The 19,419-nt window shown below is 56.1% G+C and carries 17 protein-coding genes; 10 read left to right on the top strand and 7 right to left on the bottom strand.

Annotation, left to right across the window (positions count from 1 at the left end; genetic code table 11):
• Positions 1–10: 10 nt before the first annotated feature.
• Positions 11–187, bottom strand: a complete 177-nt coding sequence (locus RCF31_RS11570; RefSeq protein WP_416410564.1) for a hypothetical protein — start codon at positions 185–187, stop codon at positions 11–13.
• A gap of 109 nt (positions 188–296) precedes the next feature.
• On the opposite strand from RCF31_RS11570, the gene glgB reads away from it, so the two are divergent.
• From glgB to glgP, 5 genes are all read left to right on the top strand, one after another.
• Positions 297–2,480: a 1,4-alpha-glucan branching enzyme gene (gene glgB / locus RCF31_RS11565; protein WP_416410562.1), complete on the top strand. Its 2,184-nt coding sequence runs from the start codon at positions 297–299 to the stop codon at positions 2,478–2,480.
• Entirely contained in the window at positions 2,480–4,459 is a 1,980-nt protein-coding gene (gene glgX, locus RCF31_RS11560) for a glycogen debranching protein GlgX (RefSeq protein WP_416410559.1), read from the top strand. The genes glgB and glgX overlap by 1 nt, the downstream gene beginning before the upstream one ends.
• A 10-nt stretch (positions 4,460–4,469) precedes the next feature.
• A complete protein-coding gene (gene glgC / locus RCF31_RS11555) occupies positions 4,470–5,765 on the top strand; it encodes a glucose-1-phosphate adenylyltransferase (protein WP_416410557.1) in 1,296 nt (431 codons plus the stop codon).
• Between the two features lie 61 nt (positions 5,766–5,826).
• A complete protein-coding gene (gene glgA, locus RCF31_RS11550) occupies positions 5,827–7,260 on the top strand; it encodes a glycogen synthase GlgA (RefSeq protein ID WP_416410555.1) in 1,434 nt (477 codons plus the stop codon).
• 21 nt (positions 7,261–7,281) lie between these two features.
• Complete coding sequence (gene glgP / locus RCF31_RS11545) at positions 7,282–9,729, top strand: glycogen phosphorylase (protein ID WP_416410554.1); 2,448 nt, start codon at positions 7,282–7,284, stop codon at positions 9,727–9,729.
• Positions 9,730–9,766: 37 nt separating this feature from the next.
• On the opposite strand, the gene RCF31_RS11540 is transcribed toward glgP, so the two are convergent.
• Both RCF31_RS11540 and RCF31_RS11535 read right to left on the bottom strand, forming a co-directional pair.
• Positions 9,767–10,324: a DcrB family lipoprotein gene (locus RCF31_RS11540; protein WP_416410552.1), complete on the bottom strand. Its 558-nt coding sequence runs from the start codon at positions 10,322–10,324 to the stop codon at positions 9,767–9,769.
• A 117-nt stretch (positions 10,325–10,441) separates the two neighbouring features.
• Complete coding sequence (locus RCF31_RS11535) at positions 10,442–11,107, bottom strand: 7-cyano-7-deazaguanine/7-aminomethyl-7-deazaguanine transporter (RefSeq protein ID WP_084871790.1); 666 nt, start codon at positions 11,105–11,107, stop codon at positions 10,442–10,444.
• A 193-nt stretch (positions 11,108–11,300) separates the two neighbouring features.
• Here RCF31_RS11535 and tusA point away from each other — a divergent pair, with 193 nt between their 5' ends.
• Entirely contained in the window at positions 11,301–11,552 is a 252-nt protein-coding gene (gene tusA, locus RCF31_RS11530; RefSeq protein ID WP_416410550.1) for a sulfurtransferase TusA, read from the top strand.
• 19 nt (positions 11,553–11,571) lie between these two features.
• Here the strand turns inward: tusA and RCF31_RS11525 are convergent, their stop codons facing one another.
• Positions 11,572–13,833: a zinc/cadmium/mercury/lead-transporting ATPase gene (locus RCF31_RS11525; protein WP_416410548.1), complete on the bottom strand. Its 2,262-nt coding sequence runs from the start codon at positions 13,831–13,833 to the stop codon at positions 11,572–11,574.
• Between the two features lie 93 nt (positions 13,834–13,926).
• Positions 13,927–14,556, bottom strand: coding sequence for a lysoplasmalogenase (locus RCF31_RS11520; protein WP_313687070.1), 630 nt, complete (start codon positions 14,554–14,556; stop codon positions 13,927–13,929).
• A 165-nt stretch (positions 14,557–14,721) separates the two neighbouring features.
• On the opposite strand from RCF31_RS11520, the gene RCF31_RS11515 reads away from it, so the two are divergent.
• Positions 14,722–15,078, top strand: a complete 357-nt coding sequence (locus tag RCF31_RS11515) for a DUF2500 domain-containing protein (RefSeq protein WP_313687072.1) — start codon at positions 14,722–14,724, stop codon at positions 15,076–15,078.
• An 18-nt stretch (positions 15,079–15,096) separates the two neighbouring features.
• Here RCF31_RS11515 and RCF31_RS11510 read toward each other — a convergent pair whose 3' ends face one another.
• Positions 15,097–15,366, bottom strand: a complete 270-nt coding sequence (locus tag RCF31_RS11510; protein ID WP_416410545.1) for a DUF1145 family protein — start codon at positions 15,364–15,366, stop codon at positions 15,097–15,099.
• The gene (gene rsmD / locus RCF31_RS11505; RefSeq protein ID WP_416410542.1) at positions 15,366–15,956 is read right to left on the bottom strand and encodes a 16S rRNA (guanine(966)-N(2))-methyltransferase; all 591 of its coding nucleotides are present in this window, start codon (positions 15,954–15,956) and stop codon (positions 15,366–15,368) included. Before rsmD ends, RCF31_RS11510 begins: the two co-directional genes overlap by 1 nt.
• 230 nt (positions 15,957–16,186) lie before the next feature.
• On the opposite strand from rsmD, the gene ftsY reads away from it, so the two are divergent.
• The 3 genes from ftsY to ftsX are packed head-to-tail and all read left to right on the top strand — an operon-like array spanning position 16,187 to position 19,207.
• Positions 16,187–17,560 carry a signal recognition particle-docking protein FtsY gene (gene ftsY / locus RCF31_RS11500; RefSeq protein WP_416410540.1) on the top strand — a complete coding sequence of 458 codons (1,374 nt, stop codon included), beginning with the start codon at positions 16,187–16,189 and terminating at the stop codon, positions 17,558–17,560.
• 5 nt (positions 17,561–17,565) lie between these two features.
• Complete coding sequence (gene ftsE, locus RCF31_RS11495) at positions 17,566–18,234, top strand: cell division ATP-binding protein FtsE (RefSeq protein WP_084871797.1); 669 nt, start codon at positions 17,566–17,568, stop codon at positions 18,232–18,234.
• On the top strand, positions 18,224–19,207 hold the full coding sequence (gene ftsX / locus RCF31_RS11490) for a permease-like cell division protein FtsX (RefSeq protein ID WP_416413247.1): 984 nt from the start codon (positions 18,224–18,226) through the stop codon (positions 19,205–19,207). The genes ftsE and ftsX overlap by 11 nt, the downstream gene beginning before the upstream one ends.
• Positions 19,208–19,419: the final 212 nt, after the last annotated feature.

Genomic DNA, 19,419 nt, shown 5'->3' with positions numbered 1-19,419 from the left:
AACACTTAACCTAAATTACGCCTGACAAGTGATCGGCTTCCCCTTTTTGCTCACCCGAAAATAATTTTTTGCGATCCCCCCTGGCTTCTGCCAGCCCCAAGCTATGATTTAACAATGATGTGCCGGTAGTTGGTTTTTTTGCTTTCCGTACTGAATGGTTGTTGTACATAGCAAAGATTTTTTCCACGGACGGTCTCCTTCCTTGCTCTGTACTCATGGCTCAATGAAGAGCAGCGCATCTGATAAGGCTTTAATGTCTGACGCAGTTCGCCTGCCAAATGTCACAGGAAGAAATCATGTCAGAGCTTCCCGATCGCCAGGCGATCAATGCCCTGTTTGCGGGTAATTATTCCGATCCCTTTTCTCTGCTGGGAATGCACCAGACTGCAGAAGGTCTGGAGGTACGGGCCTTGCTGCCCGATGCGTCAGAGGTGTGGGTGATTGAAACCAACACCGGACGTAAATGCGCCCAGCTTGAATGTCTCGACTCACGTGGTTTCTTTTGTGGTGTGATCCCGCGCCGTAAAAATCTGTTTCGCTATCAATTAGCGGTCAACTGGCATGGTCAGCAGAATCTGATCGATGATGCTTATCGTTTTGGTCCGCTGCTGGAAGAAATGGATGCCTGGCTACTGGCGGAAGGCACTCATTTACGTCCCTACGAAACCCTCGGTGCACACGGCACCACTATCGATGGCGTCAGCGGTACGCGTTTTTCCGTCTGGGCACCTAACGCCCGGCGCGTCTCGGTGGTAGGTGAATTTAACTACTGGGATGGCCGCCGCCATCCGATGCGTTTCCGGCGTGAACTGGGCATCTGGGAGCTGTTTGTACCGGGAGCGTTTAATGGCCAGCTGTATAAATTCGAAATCATCGATGCTTATGGCCAGATGCGGATTAAAGCCGATCCATTTGCTTTCGAGGCGCAGATGCGCCCGCAGACGGCATCGATGATCTGCGGCCTGCCGCCGAAAACCGAGATGACGCCGGAACGTAAAGCGGCGAATGGTTTTGACGCGCCGATATCGATTTACGAAGTGCACCTCGGTTCATGGCGGCGACACACCGAGAATAACTTCTGGCTAAGTTACAAAGAGTTGTCGGAACAGCTGATTCCTTATGTCAAAGAGATGGGTTTTACCCATATTGAATTGCTACCGATTAACGAACATCCGTTTGATGGCAGCTGGGGGTATCAGCCGCTCGGCATGTATGCGCCCACCCGCCGTTTCGGCACGCGTGACGAGTTCCGTCAGTTTATTGCCAGCGCCCATGCGGCAGGCATCAACGTGCTACTGGATTGGGTGCCAGGCCACTTCCCCAGCGATGACTTCGGTCTGGCGAAGTTTGATGGCACCGAATTGTATGAACACAGCGACCCACGTGAAGGCTACCATCAGGACTGGAACACGCTGATCTACAACTTTGGCCGCCGTGAAGTGAGCAATTTCCTGTCCGGCAATGCGCTGTACTGGCTGGAGCGCTTTGGCATTGACGGGTTACGGGTCGATGCGGTGGCATCGATGATCTATCGCGATTACAGCCGCGCTGAAGGTGAGTGGATCCCCAATCAATACGGTGGCCGCGATAACCTTGAGGCCATCTCCTTCCTGCGTTACACCAACCGTATCCTCGGGCGCGCGGCACCCGGCAGTATCACGGTAGCGGAAGAGTCTACCGACTATCCTGGCGTGTCCAGGCCACCGGAAGCCGGGGGGCTTGGCTTCTGGTTCAAGTGGAACCTGGGCTGGATGCACGACACGCTGGATTACATGAAGCATGACCCGGTGCACCGACGCTACCATCACCACCTGATGACCTTCGGTATGCTGTACAACTACACCGAAAACTTCGTGCTGCCGCTGTCCCATGATGAAGTGGTGCATGGCAAACGCTCCATTCTGGATCGTATGCCGGGCGATCCCTGGCAGAAGTTTGCCAACCTGCGTGCCTATTACGGTTGGATGTGGGCATTCCCCGGTAAGAAGCTGTTGTTTATGGGCGGTGAGTTTGCCCAGGGCAAAGAGTGGAACCATGACACCAGCCTGGACTGGCATTTGCTGGAAGGGGCGGATAACTGGCACCACGGCGTGCAGCGGCTGGTGCGCGATCTCAACTACACCTATCGTCACTACACGCCGCTGTATCAGCTCGATTTCGATGCGCAGGGCTTTGAATGGCTGGTGGTGGACGATCACGAGAACTCGGTGTTTGCCTTTGCACGACGTGATCGTGAGGGCAACGAGGTCATTGTGGTCAGTAACTTCACCCCGGTCCCCCGTCTTCACTATCGCTTTGGGGTGAATCAGGCCGGTAGCTGGCGCGAAGTGCTGAATACCGACCAGCATGACTATCATGGCAGCGACCTGCGTAATCCCCTGGTTCATACCGACGACATTGAGAGCCACGGGCGTCCGCAATCCCTCAGTTTATCCCTGCCGCCGCTGGCGACGGTCTGGCTGGTGCGGGAGGGCGAATAATGCTGGAAAGCGGGCAGCCCGCACCGCTGGGCGCGAACTATGATGGTCACGGCGTCAACTTCACGCTGTTTTCCCGCCATGCGGAAAAGGTGGAGCTGTGCCTGTTTGACCATCATGGTGTGGAACGTCGCTTCCCGCTGCCGCAACGCAGCGGCGATATCTGGCATGGTTATTTTCCCGGGCTGAAACCGGGCCAGCGTTATGGCTATCGGGTGCATGGCCCGTGGGCGCCCGCGCAGGGGCATCGTTTTAACCCGGCGAAGCTGCTGGTGGATCCCTGTGCCAGAGCGGTGGTCGGTGATGTGCCGGACGATCCCCGTTTTTTCAACGGCAGTACCACGCCGGACAAACAGGATAATGCGGCGATCGCGCCCAAATCACTGGTGATCGCCGAAGATTTTGCCTGGGATGAAGACCAGCCGCTGCGTACCCCGTGGGGCAAAACGGTGATTTATGAAGCGCATGTCCGTGGGTTAACCAGGCAACATCCGGAAATTCCGGAAAGGATACGCGGGACTTATGCTGCACTGGGGCATCCTGTTATGGTTAAGCACCTGCGCCATCTCGGTATCACGGCGCTGGAGCTGTTGCCGATTGCTCACTTTGCCAGTGAGCCGCGTCTGCTGCGGCTGGGGCTGAGTAATTACTGGGGCTATAACCCGGTGGCGCTCTGGGCGGTCGATCCGCGTTATGCCTCGGGTGAAGATGGCCTGACGCCGTTGCAGGAGTTTCAGCAGGCGGTAAAACGGCTGCATGCGGCGGGTATCGAGGTGATTCTCGACGTGGTGTTTAACCACACCGCCGAGCTGGATGAAATCGGCCCGGTGATTTCCATGCGGGGCATCGACAACGCCAGTTATTACTGGCTTAACGGGCAGGGCGAGTACCAGAACTGGACCGGCTGTGGCAACACGCTCAATCTCAGCGATGTTCAGGTGATGGAATGGGTGCTGGAAGGGCTGCGCCATTGGGTGCGTGACTGCCACATTGACGGCTTCCGTTTTGATCTGGCCTCGGTACTGGGGCGTACGCCGGAATTCCGTCAGGATGCGCCGCTGTTTGCGGCCATTAAAGCCTGCCCGATTTTGTCCAACGTGAAACTGATCGCTGAACCCTGGGATGTCGGTCCCGGCGGTTATCAGGTCGGCAATTATCCGCCAGCGTTTGCCGAGTGGAACGATCACTTTCGTGATTCGGCACGGCGCTACTGGCTGCTTGGTGAGCTAAACAACGGTGATTTTGCCCGGCGTTTTGCCGCCTCCAGCGACGTTTTTCAGCGTGCGACACGTCTGCCGCACGCCAGTATCAATCTGATCACTGCCCATGACGGCTTTACGCTGCGTGATGCGGTGAGTTTCAACCATAAACACAATCAGGCTAACGGCGAGGACAATCGCGACGGCAACAGCAGCAACTTCAGCAATAACCACGGGCATGAAGGGCTGCATGTCAGTTTCGATATTGTCGAGCGGCGGCGGCTCAGCGTGCATGCGTTGCTGACGACGCTGTTGCTGGCGCAGGGCACGCCGATGCTGCTGGCCGGTGACGAACGCGGTCACAGCCAGCATGGCAACAACAATGCGTATTGTCAGGACAACCCGCTGGCCTGGCTGGACTGGCAACAGGATGATTCAGGACTGATCGACTTCACTGCCGCGTTAATCCATCTGCGTCTGCGCATTCCCGCGCTGACCGCAGATCGCTGGTGGCAGGAAGGCGATGGCAACGTGCAGTGGTTCAATGCCAGCGGCAAACCACTGGAGGAGGAGGAGTGGGGACAGGGGGCGCACAGAATGCAGATCCTGCTCTCCAGCCGCTGGTTAATAACAATTAACGCCACGGATGCGGTGAGTGACCTCGCCTTACCAGACGGAGAGTGGCGCGCCATTCCTCCATTCGCCGGGGAAGATAACCCCATTTTGACAACTGTCTGGCACGGGCCCGCACACGGTGTGTGTGTGTTCCAAAAGCAATCATAAGGAGTCAGACATGGTGAATTTAGAGAGAACAGATCATCTGATGCTGGCACGCCAGCTCCCTACACAGACGGTGGCCCTGATCCTTGCCGGGGGCCGTGGTACTCGCCTGAAGGACCTGACAGCCAAACGCGCCAAACCTGCGGTGCACTTTGGCGGGAAGTTCCGCATCATCGACTTTGCGCTGTCCAATTGCCTCAATTCCGGCATCCGGCGCATTGGCGTGATTACGCAATATCAGTCACATACGCTGGTGCAGCATATCCAGCGTGGCTGGTCGATTTTCAACGAAGAGATGAACGAATTTGTCGATCTGCTGCCCGCACAACAGCGCTTATCCACCGATCACTGGTATCGCGGCACGGCGGATGCGGTAACGCAAAACCTCGACATTATTCGGCGTTATAACGCGCAGTACATCGTGATCCTCGCCGGGGATCATATCTACAAAATGGATTACTCACGCATGCTGCTGGATCATGTGGATCGGGGGGCTAAATGCACCATCGCCTGCATGCCAGTGCCGCTGGAGGAAGCCACGGCTTTTGGTGTGATGGCAGTCGATGCCGAGAACAACGTCGTCGATTTTGTGGAAAAACCCCCCGTTCCCCCGTCAATGCCCGGTGATGACAGCAAGGCACTGGCCAGCATGGGGATTTATGTGTTTGACGCGGATTATCTCTACCAGCTGCTGGAAGAAGACGCGCAGATACCCGAGTCCAATCACGATTTTGGTAAAGATTTGCTGCCGAAAATCGTGGCCAGGGGAGAGGGTTACGCGCACTCCTTCACCTTGTCCTGCGTGCAGAGTGACGAATCTGCCGAACCCTACTGGCGTGATGTCGGAACGCTCGAAGCCTACTGGCGTGCCAATCTGGATTTAGCTTCCGTCACACCGGAACTGGACATGTATGACCATACCTGGCCGATCCGCACCCACATGGAACCGTTACCGCCGGCGAAGTTTGTGCAGGATCGCTCTGGCAGCCACGGTATGACGATGAATTCGCTGGTTTCCGGCGGCTGCATCATCTCCGGTTCCGTGGTGGTGAATTCGGTGCTGTTCCCGCGCGTACGCGTCAATTCGTTTTGCAATATCGATTCTTCGGTGCTGCTGCCTGATGTGGTGGTGGGTCGATCCTGTCGTCTGCGCCGCTGCGTGATTGATCGCGCCTGCGTGTTGCCAGAAGGCATTGTGATTGGCGAAAACCCGGATGAAGACAGCCGCCGATTTTACCGTTCAGAAGAGGGCATCGTTCTGGTGACGCGCACCATGTTAGCCAGGCTGGCGGGTGCCGTAGGCAGATAACGAAAAAGCACACAGACAATCGACGCGTGGAGCGCGGGCGATAACACAAAAGGGGTCCAGGATGCAGGTTTTACATGTCTGTTCAGAACTTTTCCCGCTTTTGAAAACTGGCGGGTTGGCTGATGTTGTCGGCGCATTACCGCAGGCACAGATTGCCGGTGGTACGGATACGCGGGTACTGCTTCCCGCGTATCCTGATCTGCGTAAAGGGATTCCGGATACGGAAATTGTGGCGGAACTGCCCACCTTTGCCGGGTTTGTTCGTTTACTTTATGGACATTTCAACGGTGTTGGCATTTATTTAATTGATGCGCCGGGATTGTATGAACGCCCCGGCAGTCCGTACCACGACGAATCACAGTTCGCCTATGTCGATAACTATCTGCGTTTTGCGCTGCTCGGCTGGATGGGCTGTGAACTGGCCTGTGGACTGGATACTTTCTGGCGACCCGATATCGTGCATGCGCATGACTGGCATGCCGGATTAACCTGCGCGTATCTGGAAGCGCGTGGCCGTCCGGCGAAGTCGGTGTTTACCGTGCACAACCTGGCTTATCAGGGATTGTTCTCGGCCAATCATCTGGAACAGATTCAGCTGCCGCGTGCATTTTTCAATATGCACGGGCTGGAGTTTTACGGCCAGATTTCTTACCTCAAGGCTGGCCTGTTTTATGCCGATCATATCACTGCTGTCAGCCCGACTTACGCGCTGGAGATCACCCGCCCGGAGTTTGGCTACGGCATGGAAGCGCTGCTGGCACAGCGCCTGCGCGAAGGGCGATTGAGCGGCGTGCTTAACGGCGTCGATCCGGCAATCTGGGACCCGGCGCATGATCTGTTGCTGACCGCGCGTTACAACCGCGACACATTAGAGAGCAAGGCCGAAAACAAACGTCAGCTGCAAATTGCCATGGGGCTGAAGGTGGATGACAAAGTGCCGGTATTTTGCGTCATCAGCCGCCTGACCCGGCAAAAAGGCCTGGATCTGGTGCTGGAAGCGTTACCCGGTTTGCTGGCGCAGGGCGGCCAGCTGGTGTTGCTCGGCCAGGGGGATGCAGAGTTGCAGCAGGGATTTCTGGCGGCAGCGGCAGAGCATCCCGGCAGTGTCGGCGTGCAGATTGGTTATCACGAAGCGTTCTCGCACCGTATCGTCGGTGGGGCGGATGTGATTCTGGTGCCAAGTCGTTTCGAACCGTGCGGTCTGACACAACTTTATGGTTTGAAATACGGCACGCTGCCCCTGGTACGTCGTACCGGCGGGCTGGCCGATACGGTGCATGACAGTTCGCTGGAAAACCTGGCCGATGGCATCGCCAGTGGCTTCAGTTTCGAAGACAGTAATGCCTGGTCGCTGTTGCGGGCGATCCGGCGCGCATTTGTACTGTGGTCCCGTCCTTCCCTGTGGCGCTTTGTTCAGCGTCAGGCGATGGGGATGGATTTTAGTTGGCAGGTGGCAGCACAAGCCTACCGCGATCTTTATCAACGTTTGCTGTAATGAGAGATTGGGATACTTGATATGAACGCACCTTTCACCTATGCCTCACCCACCCTGACGGTTGATGCGCTGAAGCACTCGATAGCCTATAAGCTGATGTTCACTATCGGCAAAGACCCTTCCATCGCCAATAAGCATGAATGGCTTAACGCCTCGCTGCTGGCAGTCCGTGATCGTATGGTAGAGCGCTGGCTGCGTTCCAGCCGTGCGCAGCTGTCACAGGATGTTCGCCAGGTGTATTACCTGTCGATGGAGTTTCTGATGGGACGTACGCTGGGCAACGCATTGCTGGCGATGGGGATTTATGACGATCTCAACCAGGCGCTGGATGAGATGGGGCTGGATCTCAGCGAACTGATGGAAGAAGAGAACGATCCTGGCCTGGGCAACGGTGGCCTCGGACGTCTGGCGGCCTGCTTCCTCGATTCGCTCGCCACGCTGGGTCTGCCGGGACGGGGTTACGGCATCCGCTACGATTACGGCATGTTTAAGCAGAATATCGTTGACGGGCAGCAACGTGAATCGCCGGATTACTGGCTGGAATACGGTAACCCGTGGGAATTTCAGCGGTTTAATACCCGCTACAAAGTGCGTTTCGGTGGCCGTCTGCAACACGAAGGCAGTCGGGTGCGCTGGATCGAAACCGAAGAGATCCTCGCGATTGCCTATGATCAGATCGTTCCCGGTTTTGACACCGATGCCACCAACACACTGCGACTCTGGGGCGCGCAGGCGAGTAACGAGATCAACCTTGGTAAATTCAACCAGGGGGATTACTTCGCGGCGGTAGAGGATAAAAACCACTCGGAAAACGTATCGCGGGTGCTGTATCCCGATGACTCAACCTACTCTGGCCGCGAACTGCGTTTGCGTCAGGAGTATTTCCTCGTCTCCTCAACGGTTCAGGATATCCTCCATCGTCACTGGCAAATGCACCAGACCTGGGACAACCTGGCGGACAAAATCGCTATTCACCTCAACGACACCCATCCGGTACTGGCGATTCCCGAACTGATGCGCTTGTTGATCGACGAACAGAAATTCAGCTGGGATGATGCGTTTGAAGTGACCTGCCAGGTGTTCTCCTACACCAACCATACGTTGATGACGGAAGCGCTGGAAACCTGGCCGGTGGATATGATCGGCAAGATCCTGCCGCGTCATCTCAGCATCATCTTTGAAATCAATGACTATTTCCTGAAAACCATTCAGGAATATTACCCGGATGACTGGGATCTGATGTCGCGTATCTCGATCATTGATGAGAACAATGGCCGCCAGGTACGTATGGCATGGCTGGCGGTGGTGGTCAGCCACAAGGTCAATGGTGTTTCTGAGTTGCACTCCACGTTGATGGTGCAGTCGCTGTTTGCCGATTTTGCCAAACTGTTCCCGGGCCGGTTCTGTAATAAAACCAATGGCGTCACCCCGCGTCGCTGGCTGGCGCTGGCCAACCCGGCGCTTTCTGAGGTGCTGGATGAGGCGATTGGCCGTACCTGGCGCACCGATCTCAGCCAGCTCAGCGATCTCACGCCACAGATTGATTTCCCGGCGTTTATCGAACAAATTGCCGATGCCAAATTTGCCAACAAAAAACGGCTTGCCGATTGGGTGGCGAAAAACCTTGATATTGTGCTCGATCCGCACGCGCTGTTTGATGTGCAAATCAAACGTATCCATGAATACAAACGTCAGTTGCTGAATGTACTGCACGTCATCACGCGCTATAACCGTATCAAGGCCGATCCCACTGCGGAATGGGTGCCGCGCGTCAATATCTTCGCCGGTAAAGCCGCTTCGGCGTATTACATGGCGAAGCACATCATCCATCTAATCAACGATGTGGCGAAGGTGATCAACAACGATCCTGACGTGAAGAATAAGTTGAAAGTGGTGTTTATTCCGAACTACGGCGTCAGCCTGGCGCAGATCATTATCCCGGCGGCGGATCTCTCCGAACAGATCTCCACGGCGGGTACGGAAGCCTCTGGCACCAGCAACATGAAATTTGCACTGAACGGGGCGTTAACCATCGGCACGCTGGATGGCGCGAACGTTGAGATGCGGGAACATGTGGGTGAGGAGAATATCTTTATCTTCGGCAACACCACGCCACAGGTGGAGAAGCTGCGCCGCGACGGCTATAACCCGCGTAAATATTACGAAGAGGATGCCGAGCTGCATCAGGCGCTGACGCAAATCGCCAGCGGTGTGTTCAGCCCACAGGAGCCAGGCCGCTACCGCAATTTGTTTGATGCGCTGGTTAACTTCGGCGATCACTACCAACTACTGGCGGATTATCGCAGCTATGTTGATACGCAGGATAAGGTGGATAAGTTGTATCGCCAGCCAGACGAATGGCAGCGGCGTGCGGCGCTGAATATCGCCAATATGGGCTATTTCTCGGCGGACCGGACCATCCAGGAGTATGCCGATGAGATTTGGCATATTTCGGCGGTAAGGTTGTAACAAGGTAACGGCGCGATTTATCGCGCCGTTACGGGGCTTATTTCAGGGTGATGCTTTTCACAATGCTGTCTGCATCGCTTTGCGCCTGCTGCTGGTTATCCGCAGGCAGGGTGATTTGGATGGTCAGCAATTTGTCATCCACTTTCGCCATAATCACTGACGACCAGGAGGTCTGGTGATTGGCGGAAATCACCGTATCCAGCTGCTGAGCAGGCTGTCCGCTCAGCGTCACCGCTTTATCCGACACCACCTGCAACTGCGGGTCGCGGCTGCGCTGCTGCTGTTCCAGACGCTGTGACAGCGTATCCAGGGCGTCAGTGGTCGGGTCACCGGCAATCACGATAATGGCACGAGCGCCGGTTTGATCGGCATACACATGCATATTGGCCGATTCTGAACCGAGTTTACCGCTCTTATCAGACATGCCCGCTGGCAGGGTAAAGCTCAGTTTGCCATCCAGCAGATTAACCGTTTGGCTTGACTGGCTGGCGCTGGCGCCATTGTCAGCCGCAGCTTGGTCATCTTTCTTCTGGTCACAGGCCGCGAGGCCAAGCACCAGCAGGCCAATGCCCGCATATTTCACTAAGTTACGCATTCCTATCCCTTTCACAAGATTCCAGTCGGATGTTATCAAATCGAAATCGGCGGCTAAAAGCAACCGCCGGTTTGTCAGGAAATCTTAGCGGGCAGCAGAGGATCGTACTACGTGCAATTAGCCGAAATTGAGCTGACGCTGGGCCGAACGTTCCGCCAGACGCTTTAACGCTGCATTGAGCAGCACGCCATAGGCCGGCAGGAAGAAAATCATGCAGATCATTACTTTGAAGCTGTAATCCACCAGCGCGATTTCCACCCAGTGCTGAGCCATAAACGGATCCGGGCTTTTATAGAAAGCGATAAAGAAAAAGGCCAGCGTATCGCTGATATTGCCCAGAAACATTGCTGCTGCTGGCGCAATCCACCATTGTGGCAGGCGGCGCAGACGGTTAAAGACGTGTACATCCAGAATCTGCCCCAGCGCGTAAGCCATAAAGCTGGCGCTGGCGATACGCGCCACGAACAGGTTCACCTGTTCCAGCGCTGCCCAGCCTTGCCATTCGCCCTGATAAAACACGCAGGAGACGACATAAGAGATCACCAGCGCCGGGACCATCACCGCCAGGATAATACGACGGGCCAGCGGCGCGCCGAATATGCGCACGGTCAGATCGGTGGCGAGGAAAATAAACGGGAAGCTGAAGGCACCCCAGGTGGTCTGGAAGCCAAAAATGGCTACCGGCAATTGCACCAGGTAGTTACTGGAGGTTATCACCAGCAAGTGGAATAGCGACAGCCAGAACAGCGCAAACATGCGCTGACGCGGAGAAAAAGCGATCATAGCTAACCTTTTTAGTGTTGGGGTGAGGGAACCCAGTACCGCAGTTTTCTGCGGTGGTTAATAAAAAATCGGCGGCATCTTATCGCGTTGTGCGATTTATGCAATGGTTAATATTAACGCAACCGTTATCGTCTTGCGCTGGTCTCCGGGCGCGTTAGAATGAGCGGCCTTACTTGTTAACAGACAGAGAATCATGAGCGATCTTTTTTCCGCGCCGGACCACACCCTCGATGCCCTTGGCCTGCGTTGCCCGGAGCCGGTGATGATGGTGCGCAAAACGGTGCGTCAGATGCAGGCAGGTGAAACCCTGCTGATTATTGCCGACGATCCGGCCACCACGCGTGATATTCCCGGCTTTTGCCGTTTTATGGAACATACCTTGCTGGCGCAGCAGACGGAAACCCTGCCGTATCAGTACCTGATCCAAAAGGGAGCGGATGCCTGATATCAGGCATCTATTGCGGCTAGCGCGATCGCAGTAACCGCAGCGCATTGGCGGTGACCAGCGCGGTAGCTCCGGAATCTGCCAGCACCGCCAGCCACAAGCCGGTAAAACCGAGCAACGTCGTCACCAGGAATAATGCCTTCAGCCCGAGCGCCAGCGCGATATTCTGACGGATAATACGACGTGTACGGCGGGCCAGCGCCACGGTGCGCGGCAGAATCGCCAGGCGGTTATGTGTCAGTGCCGCATCGGCGGCTTCCAGTGCCACATCGGTCCCGCTTCCCATCGCAATGCCCAAAGTGGCGGCTTTCATCGCCGGGGCATCGTTGATGCCATCGCCAATCATCGCCAGCGGATGTTGCGTATCCAGCTCACGTACAGCAGTGACTTTGTCCGCAGGCAGCAGACCGGCGCGATAATCAATCTGCAACGTTGCCGCGATCGCCGCAGCGGCGCGCGGGTTATCACCCGTCAGCATCAGGCTGCTGATGCCCAGTTTTTGCAGTGCGGCCAGGGCGGTAACCGCCTCTGCGCGCAATCGATCCTGCAACGCCAGCAGACCCAGCGGGCGTGCATCCTGCAACAATATCACCACGGTTTTGCCCTGCGCTTCATACTGCGCGATGCTCTGCTGCTGTTCATCAGACAGGTTTGTTACCTCACGCGGTGCCAGCAACTGATAGCTGATACCGTGAATATTCGCCTGAATCCCGCTGCCTGCCAGTGTCTGCTGGTTACTGGCGGCGGGCAGGGTAAGCCGCCGACGTACCGCTTCCGCCACGATGGCCAGCGCCAGTGGATGGCTGGAACCCTGTTCAACCGCCGCGCTCAGCGCCAGCAATTGCTCTGGCTGCTCGTTGCTGAAAGCGACGATATCGGTGACCTGTGGCTTACCTTCGGTCAGCGTGCCGGTTTTATCGAACGCCATCATCCTGACGCGGCTGAGTCGTTCCAGTGCAGCACCACCTTTGATCAATGCGCCCTGACGTGCAGCGGCAGCCAGGCCGGAGGTGATGGCTGCCGGAGTGGAGATCACCAGCGCACAGGGACAACCGATCAGCAGCAATGTCAGTCCTTTATAGATCCATGGCAACCACTCAGTGCCAGCCAGCACCGGCGGCAGAACCATCACCAGCAACGCCAGCAGCATAATCGCCGGGGTGTAGAGACGGCTGAAACGGTCAATAAAACGTTCCACCGGCGCGCGATGGCTTTCCGCTTCTTCAATCAGTTGCAGGATGCGGTCAATGGCGCTGTGGCCCGGTTCCGAGAGCACTTTCAGCGTCACCAGACGATCAACGCTGGTGGCCCCGGCCATCACCGTTTCGCCAGGCTGGCGTGCCACGGGTATTGATTCACCGGTGAGGGCACTTTCGTCAAAGCTGGCGCTGTGGCTAAGCAGCTCGCCATCGGCGGGTAAGCGACCCCCGGCGGCGACTTCAATCACATCGCCGGGCTGCAAATCCGCCAGTGCGACCTGCTGGCGCTGCGTGCCGCGCACACGGGTGGCGGTGTCGGGACGCAGCGCCATCAGCGCAGTCACCCCACGGCGGGCGCGAGTGGCCGCATAGGCTTCCAGTCTTTCGCCCAGCTGGAACAGCAGCAGCACCATCGCCGCTTCAGCGTGTGCGCCAATCACCAGCGCACCGGCGGCGGCCAGCGTCATCAGGGTTTCGATACTGAAGGGGGAGCCGCTGCGCAGCAAACGCCAGGCACTGCGCGCGACCGGTAGCAGGCCAACTAAGGTGGTGGCAATAAACAGACGATCGCCCCAGACGGGCGAGGCCAGACTCAGTAGCCAGCTGGCGAGCATCAGCACGCCCAGCAGCAGCAAACCGGCATTTTCCTGTAAACGGCTGGGCTGAATCTGCGGATCGGAGGAGATCAGGCTGAAACCAGCGTTTTTCACCGCCTGCTCAATGGCTGGACGAATATCATTTTCTGCGTCGACAACCAGTTTTTCACTGGCAAAGATGACGCGGGCGGTGTGCACCTGCGGCAGTTTTTGTACCGCGTTTTCGATTTTGCGTGCGCAGCTCGGGCAATCCATGCCAGCAATTTGCCAGCGGAATTGTTGGGTGCCAGGGCCGGGCCTGTCGCTCTCTTCGTCGGCGTCGCCGCCGGGGCTGCCGCTATCGCAGCAGTCACAGCTGTTTGCAGGCGTTACCGGTTGGGCGGCGGAAATTTGGAGCATCACCGGGCGGGCGCTGCTGATGCCGCACAGTGGCTGCGGTTTGCTGTGGCTTTTACCACAGCCGCAGGGGTGAGAATGTTGATGCATGTAACCTCCGGATTCAGGGACGGGCATTAACCCGTACCCTGATGCTACACTCTGGAGTGCACTCCAGAGTCAAGCGTTAAGGTTACTTTTTCTTCAGTTGATCCACAAAGAACGCACAATCATAAAGTGACCGGCGAAGTAGCAGGCCGCAACGATAGCACTGTCGGCACTGACCCGGCGGCGGTAATGCGTGATAAACCAGACGATATTCGCCAGCAGCAACAGCCCGGCACCGACCAGCAGCGAGAAGCTGTAATCAGTCGGACGGAAGAAGTAGTTCTCGGCGGCCACCCAGTTCATCACCAGCGTCATACCGATAAAGGTGCAAACCGGCCAGCGTAGTTCCTCCAGTTTCGTCCAGATGATACCAATCAGCACCACGCCAATGATCAAGAGCGTGAGCGGAATCGGCCAGAAGAAACTCACCGTCATATGCGCGGCGAAGCTGATGGTGTACAGCAGATGCGAAAGAAAGAACGCCCCGAGGGCATACAGCATCTGCTGGCGTGGCAAAAGCGTCAGAGCATCGCCAAGTAGCGTGGCGACCAGGCCAGCCACAATCAGATAGTCGGTGGTGTTGAAGGTGGGCGCTTGCCAGGCCCAGGCTAATAGTAGCAGCAGGGTGACGGGTTTAAATAACCAGCGCTGCCATTGGGGGCCACGGTAGGTTGCATCGACATAGAGCCAACCGGAAAAAAGTACGGCAAGGAAAGACCAAAGCATGTTTTCTCCCTTTTTCTGGACGTGTTGTCCGCCAGTCTGATGAATTTTCCCAAAATCGCCAACCCAGTGTATGTTACCGGCGATGAATGTGACAATCGGGCAACTCTGGTTGTATGCTTTGTCGTCTTTACCTTTCCGACATTAACGCAAAGCACGAGCGAAAACATGAGCAAACCACCGCTACTCTTTTTTATCGTTCTGGCGATTATTGCCGTTTTGGCGACCCGTCAGTTTATCAAACAGCGCCGCGAAACCGCGGTGAACGATGCTTCTCCGATCCGCTCTCTGAGTGTGGAAATCAAAACCAAACGTGAATATCCGTCACCGAACCGCCGATCGCGTCAGCGCGAAGTGATTGCCGGGGAAGATATGCGCTATGAAGCCTGGTTTCATCCTCTGAATGGCGCCGGGGATTTCAAATTGATCATCAATGCTGGCGATTATCATCAGATGGATAAAGGCGTGAAGGGCGAGCTGAAAATGCAGGGCAGCCGGTTTGTGAGTTTTACGCCGGTGCCCTGATCGGTACGGGAAGAAACATTACTCTTTCGGGTAATGTTTCTTCTGCCATGCCAGCAGTTCAAATACGCCGAAAAAGAATATCTTCCATTGCGTGGCTCGTCCCAGCTTTGGTGCTTCTTTCGGCTGCGTGGCGCGCAGCAACACCAGCTGCAATCCGTGCATGATGACCATAAAGAACAGCGCGACATGCACAAAATAGCGCAGCGGCACAGGAAATGGATGCACCAGATTTAGCAGTAAAAATGCCCAGACGCAGATCATCAATAAACGTCCCAGATTAAGCCACATCACGCATCTCCTTGTTGGCGTTGGTATAAGCGATAGGCGACCTGCCCGGCAATTTTTTCGCGATAAAGATCCCAGTTAGCAGGCACCGGTAGCGCGCCATGTTCCACTTCGCTTTCGACATAGATTAGCGCATCTTCCGCCAGCCAGCCGTTTTGCTCCAGCAGGGCCAGCGTCTCCTGCAATAACCCCTTACGAAATGGCGGATCGACGAACACCACATCAAAAGGCTCACCCGGCTGGCTCAGCCATTGCAGCGTATTGGTTTGGACGACTTTACCGTTACTGGCACGCAGCGTTTGCAGGTTCTGCGTCAGTTGCTGCGCCACCGGGCGTTCCAGCTCCAGCAGCGTGGCGGAGGCGGCAAAACGCGATAGCGCTTCCAGTCCGAGCGCGCCGCTGCCAGCAAAACAATCCAGGCAACGTGCCTGCTGAATATCCGGGGCCAGCCAGTTAAACAGGGTTTCTCGTACCCGATCGGTGGTCGGACGCAGGCCCACGCTATCGGGGACCGGCAATTTGCGGCCGCGCCACTGGCCACCAATGATGCGGATCTGACCAGCAGCGCCGCTGCTACGGGGGGATTTACTCATTTTGCTCACAACTCGTCATAATTTGTTGCGTAGTTTAACGGGCGTGGCAGGCAGAAGAAACGTAAAAAAGGGTGCTGTGGTGCGCTGGCTGGAAAGTGTTAGACTAGTGAGTTGGTATGGCGCGCGTAATTCACTGATTTTTACGCGGCTCACAACCTGTAAATTGAATTTTTTATCCCCTGGGAACAGCGTGCTACCGGGAATAAGCCATCGAGGAGTGTGGTCACACAATGGCAAAAGAGAAAAAACGCGGCTTTTTTTCCTGGCTAGGTTTTGGCAAAGAAGAAGAGACGCAACAGCCAGCGGAAGAGAAGCAGCAACCTGCTGAAGTCGCCCATGAGCCGGCCGTTGAGGAGAGCGCGTTAGATCGCGCCGAAGCGCAGGCTGAAGCAACTGTCGCCGTCACTGAACAGGTGGCCGAACAGCAGGCCGAGCCGGTTATTACCGTCGTTGAAGAAGAGGTTGTGCCGGTAGCGATCGCTCAACCTGAGGTTGCGCCGATTGAAGCAGAGCCAGAGGCTGAAGCGCTGGCGCAGGACGACGACATCGCGCTGAGCGATGAAGAACTGGAAGCGCTGGCACTGGCTGAAACGGCGCCTGAGGAAGCGGAAGCTGAGGATACCGTTAGCGATCTGCCGCTGGCCGCCGCGCCGATTGTTCAACAGGAGCAGGAGCGTCCAACCAAAGAGGGCTTCTTTGCCCGTCTGAAACGCAGTCTGGTAAAAACCCGTGAAAACCTCGGTTCCGGATTTATCGGGCTGTTCCGCGGCAAGAAAATCGATGACGATCTGTTTGAGGAGCTGGAAGAACAGTTGCTGATTGCGGACGTTGGCGTCGAAACCACGCGCCGTATTATCACCAATCTGACCCAGCAGGCGAACCGTAAACAGCTGCGCGATGCAGAAGCCTTATACGGTTTACTGAAGGCAGAGATGGCCGGCATTCTCGATAAAGTCGATGCACCGCTGGATGTCGCGGGCAAAACGCCATTTGTCATTCTGATGGTGGGTGTCAACGGCGTGGGTAAAACCACCACCATCGGTAAGCTGGCGCGTCAGTACCAGGCCGAAGGTAAATCTGTGATGCTGGCGGCAGGCGATACGTTCCGTGCCGCTGCGGTTGAGCAGCTTCAGGTTTGGGGCCAGCGCAATAACATCCCGGTTATCGCGCAGCATACCGGTGCCGATTCCGCGTCAGTGATTTTTGATGCCATCCAGGCGGCGAAAGCGCGTAACGTTGATGTCCTGATTGCCGATACGGCGGGTCGTCTGCAGAACAAATCGCACCTGATGGAAGAACTGAAGAAAATCACCCGTGTGATGAAAAAGCTGGATGAAGATGCGCCGCACGAAGTGATGCTGACGATTGATGCCAGCACCGGGCAAAACGCGATTAGCCAGGCCAAACTGTTCCATGAGGCGGTGGGTCTGACGGGCATCACGCTAACAAAACTGGATGGCACCGCGAAAGGTGGTGTGATCTTCTCGGTTGCCGATCAGTTCGGCATTCCGATTCGTTATATCGGTGTCGGGGAAGGCATCGAGGATTTACGGCCGTTTAAGGCCGCAGACTTTATTGAGGCACTGTTTGCCCGAGAGGACTAATTGGGATGATTCGCTTTGAAGAGGTCAGTAAGGCATATCTGGGCGGACGCCAGGCGCTCCAGGGTGTGGATTTCCATCTGCGCCCCGGCGAAATGGCGTTTCTGACCGGCCACTCTGGCGCGGGGAAAAGCACCTTACTGAAGCTGATTTGTGGTATTGAGCGCCCGAGCGCCGGGCAGATCTGGTTCAGCGGGCACGATATTACCCGGCTGCGGAATAGCGAAGTGCCCTTTTTGCGTCGCCAGATTGGCATGATCTTCCAGGATCACCATCTGCTGATGGACCGTTCAGTGTATGACAACGTGGCAATCCCGCTGATTATCTCGGGTGCCAGCGGTGAGGACATCCGTCGTCGCGTGTCAGCGGCGCTGGATAAAGTTGGCCTGCTCGACAAAGCGAAAAGTTTCCCGATTCAGCTCTCTGGCGGTGAACAACAGCGTGTCGGGATTGCCCGTGCCGTAGTGAATAAGCCCGCAGTTTTGCTGGCGGATGAACCTACCGGTAACCTCGATGAAGCGTTGTCAGAAGATATTTTGCGCCTGTTTGAAGAGTTCAACCGCGTGGGTGTCACGGTATTGATGGCGACCCATGATATGGGGCTGATTGCCCGGCGTAACTACCGCATGATGACGCTTAATCAGGGACGTCTGCACGGAGGCCATGATGGTCAATAAACGCAATAAGCGCACACCCGCGCCGAAAGCGAAGCAACAGCCGAAAAGCAAAGCGCTGAAGGGCGGCTGGCAGGAGCAGTGGCGCTATGCGCTGCGTGGCACGCTGTCTGATATGTGGCGTCAGCCGCTGGCAACGCTGCTGACGGTGATGGTTATTGCTATCTCGCTGACGCTGCCGAGTGTCTGCTATATGGTGTGGAAAAACGTCAGTCAGGCGGCGACCCAGTGGTATCCAGCGCCGCAGCTGACGGTGTATCTCTCCAAAACGCTGGATGACACTGCGGCAGAAAACGTCACCGCGCAGCTTAAACAATTGGATGGTGTGGATAACGTCAATTATCTGACGCGTGAAGAGGCGCTCAACGAGTTCCGCAACTGGTCTGGTTTTGGTGGGGCGATGGACATGCTGGAGCAGAATCCGCTGCCTGCCGTGGCGATCATCACGCCAAAACTGAATTTCCAGAACTCCGATACCATGGCGAATCTGCGTGACCGCGTGGCAAAAGTGCAGGGCGTGGATGAAGTGCGGATGGACGACAGCTGGTTTGCCCGTCTGGCGGCGCTGACCGGTCTGGTCGGACAAATCGCCTCGATGATCGGCCTGTTGATGGTGATTGCGGTGTTCCTGGTGATTGGCAACAGCGTGCGTCTCAGCATCTTTGCCCGTCGCGATACCATTAATGTGCAGAAGCTGATCGGTGCCACCGACGGCTTTATTCTGCGTCCGTTCCTGTACGGCGGTGCTTTGCTTGGTTTCAGCGGAGCGGTGTTGTCGCTGATCCTGTCGGAAGTGCTGGTGCTGCGCCTGCAATCTGTGGTGGCACAGGTGGCGACGGTGTTCGGCACCACCTTTGTTCTGGAAGGTTTTTCCTGGGATGAAGGACTGCTGCTGCTGCTGATTGCCGCGATTATTGGCTGGATTGCCGCCTGGCTGGCGACAGTACAACATTTACGCCGATTTACGCCGCAGTAAACGTCTGACACATTTTTTTGGTATAATAGTCCTCTGCTGCCGACACTCGGGCGCAGAGGATTTTTTCTCCGCTTCCCTTCCTGTCATCTGTGTGTAAAATATTCACTGCTACTATGGAACTTGTGGATAACTTTGATCTCTAAGTTCGGGTAGCACAGATTGCTTTCGGATTTCGGGTGACGTTGACATACTGTATCGTCTGCCCAAAGAAA

Origin of the sequence: Pantoea sp. App145, assembly GCF_047947045.1 — a bacterium.
Lineage (GTDB): Bacteria > Pseudomonadota > Gammaproteobacteria > Enterobacterales > Enterobacteriaceae > Pantoea.
This window is presented reverse-complemented; position numbering and strand designations above follow the sequence as displayed.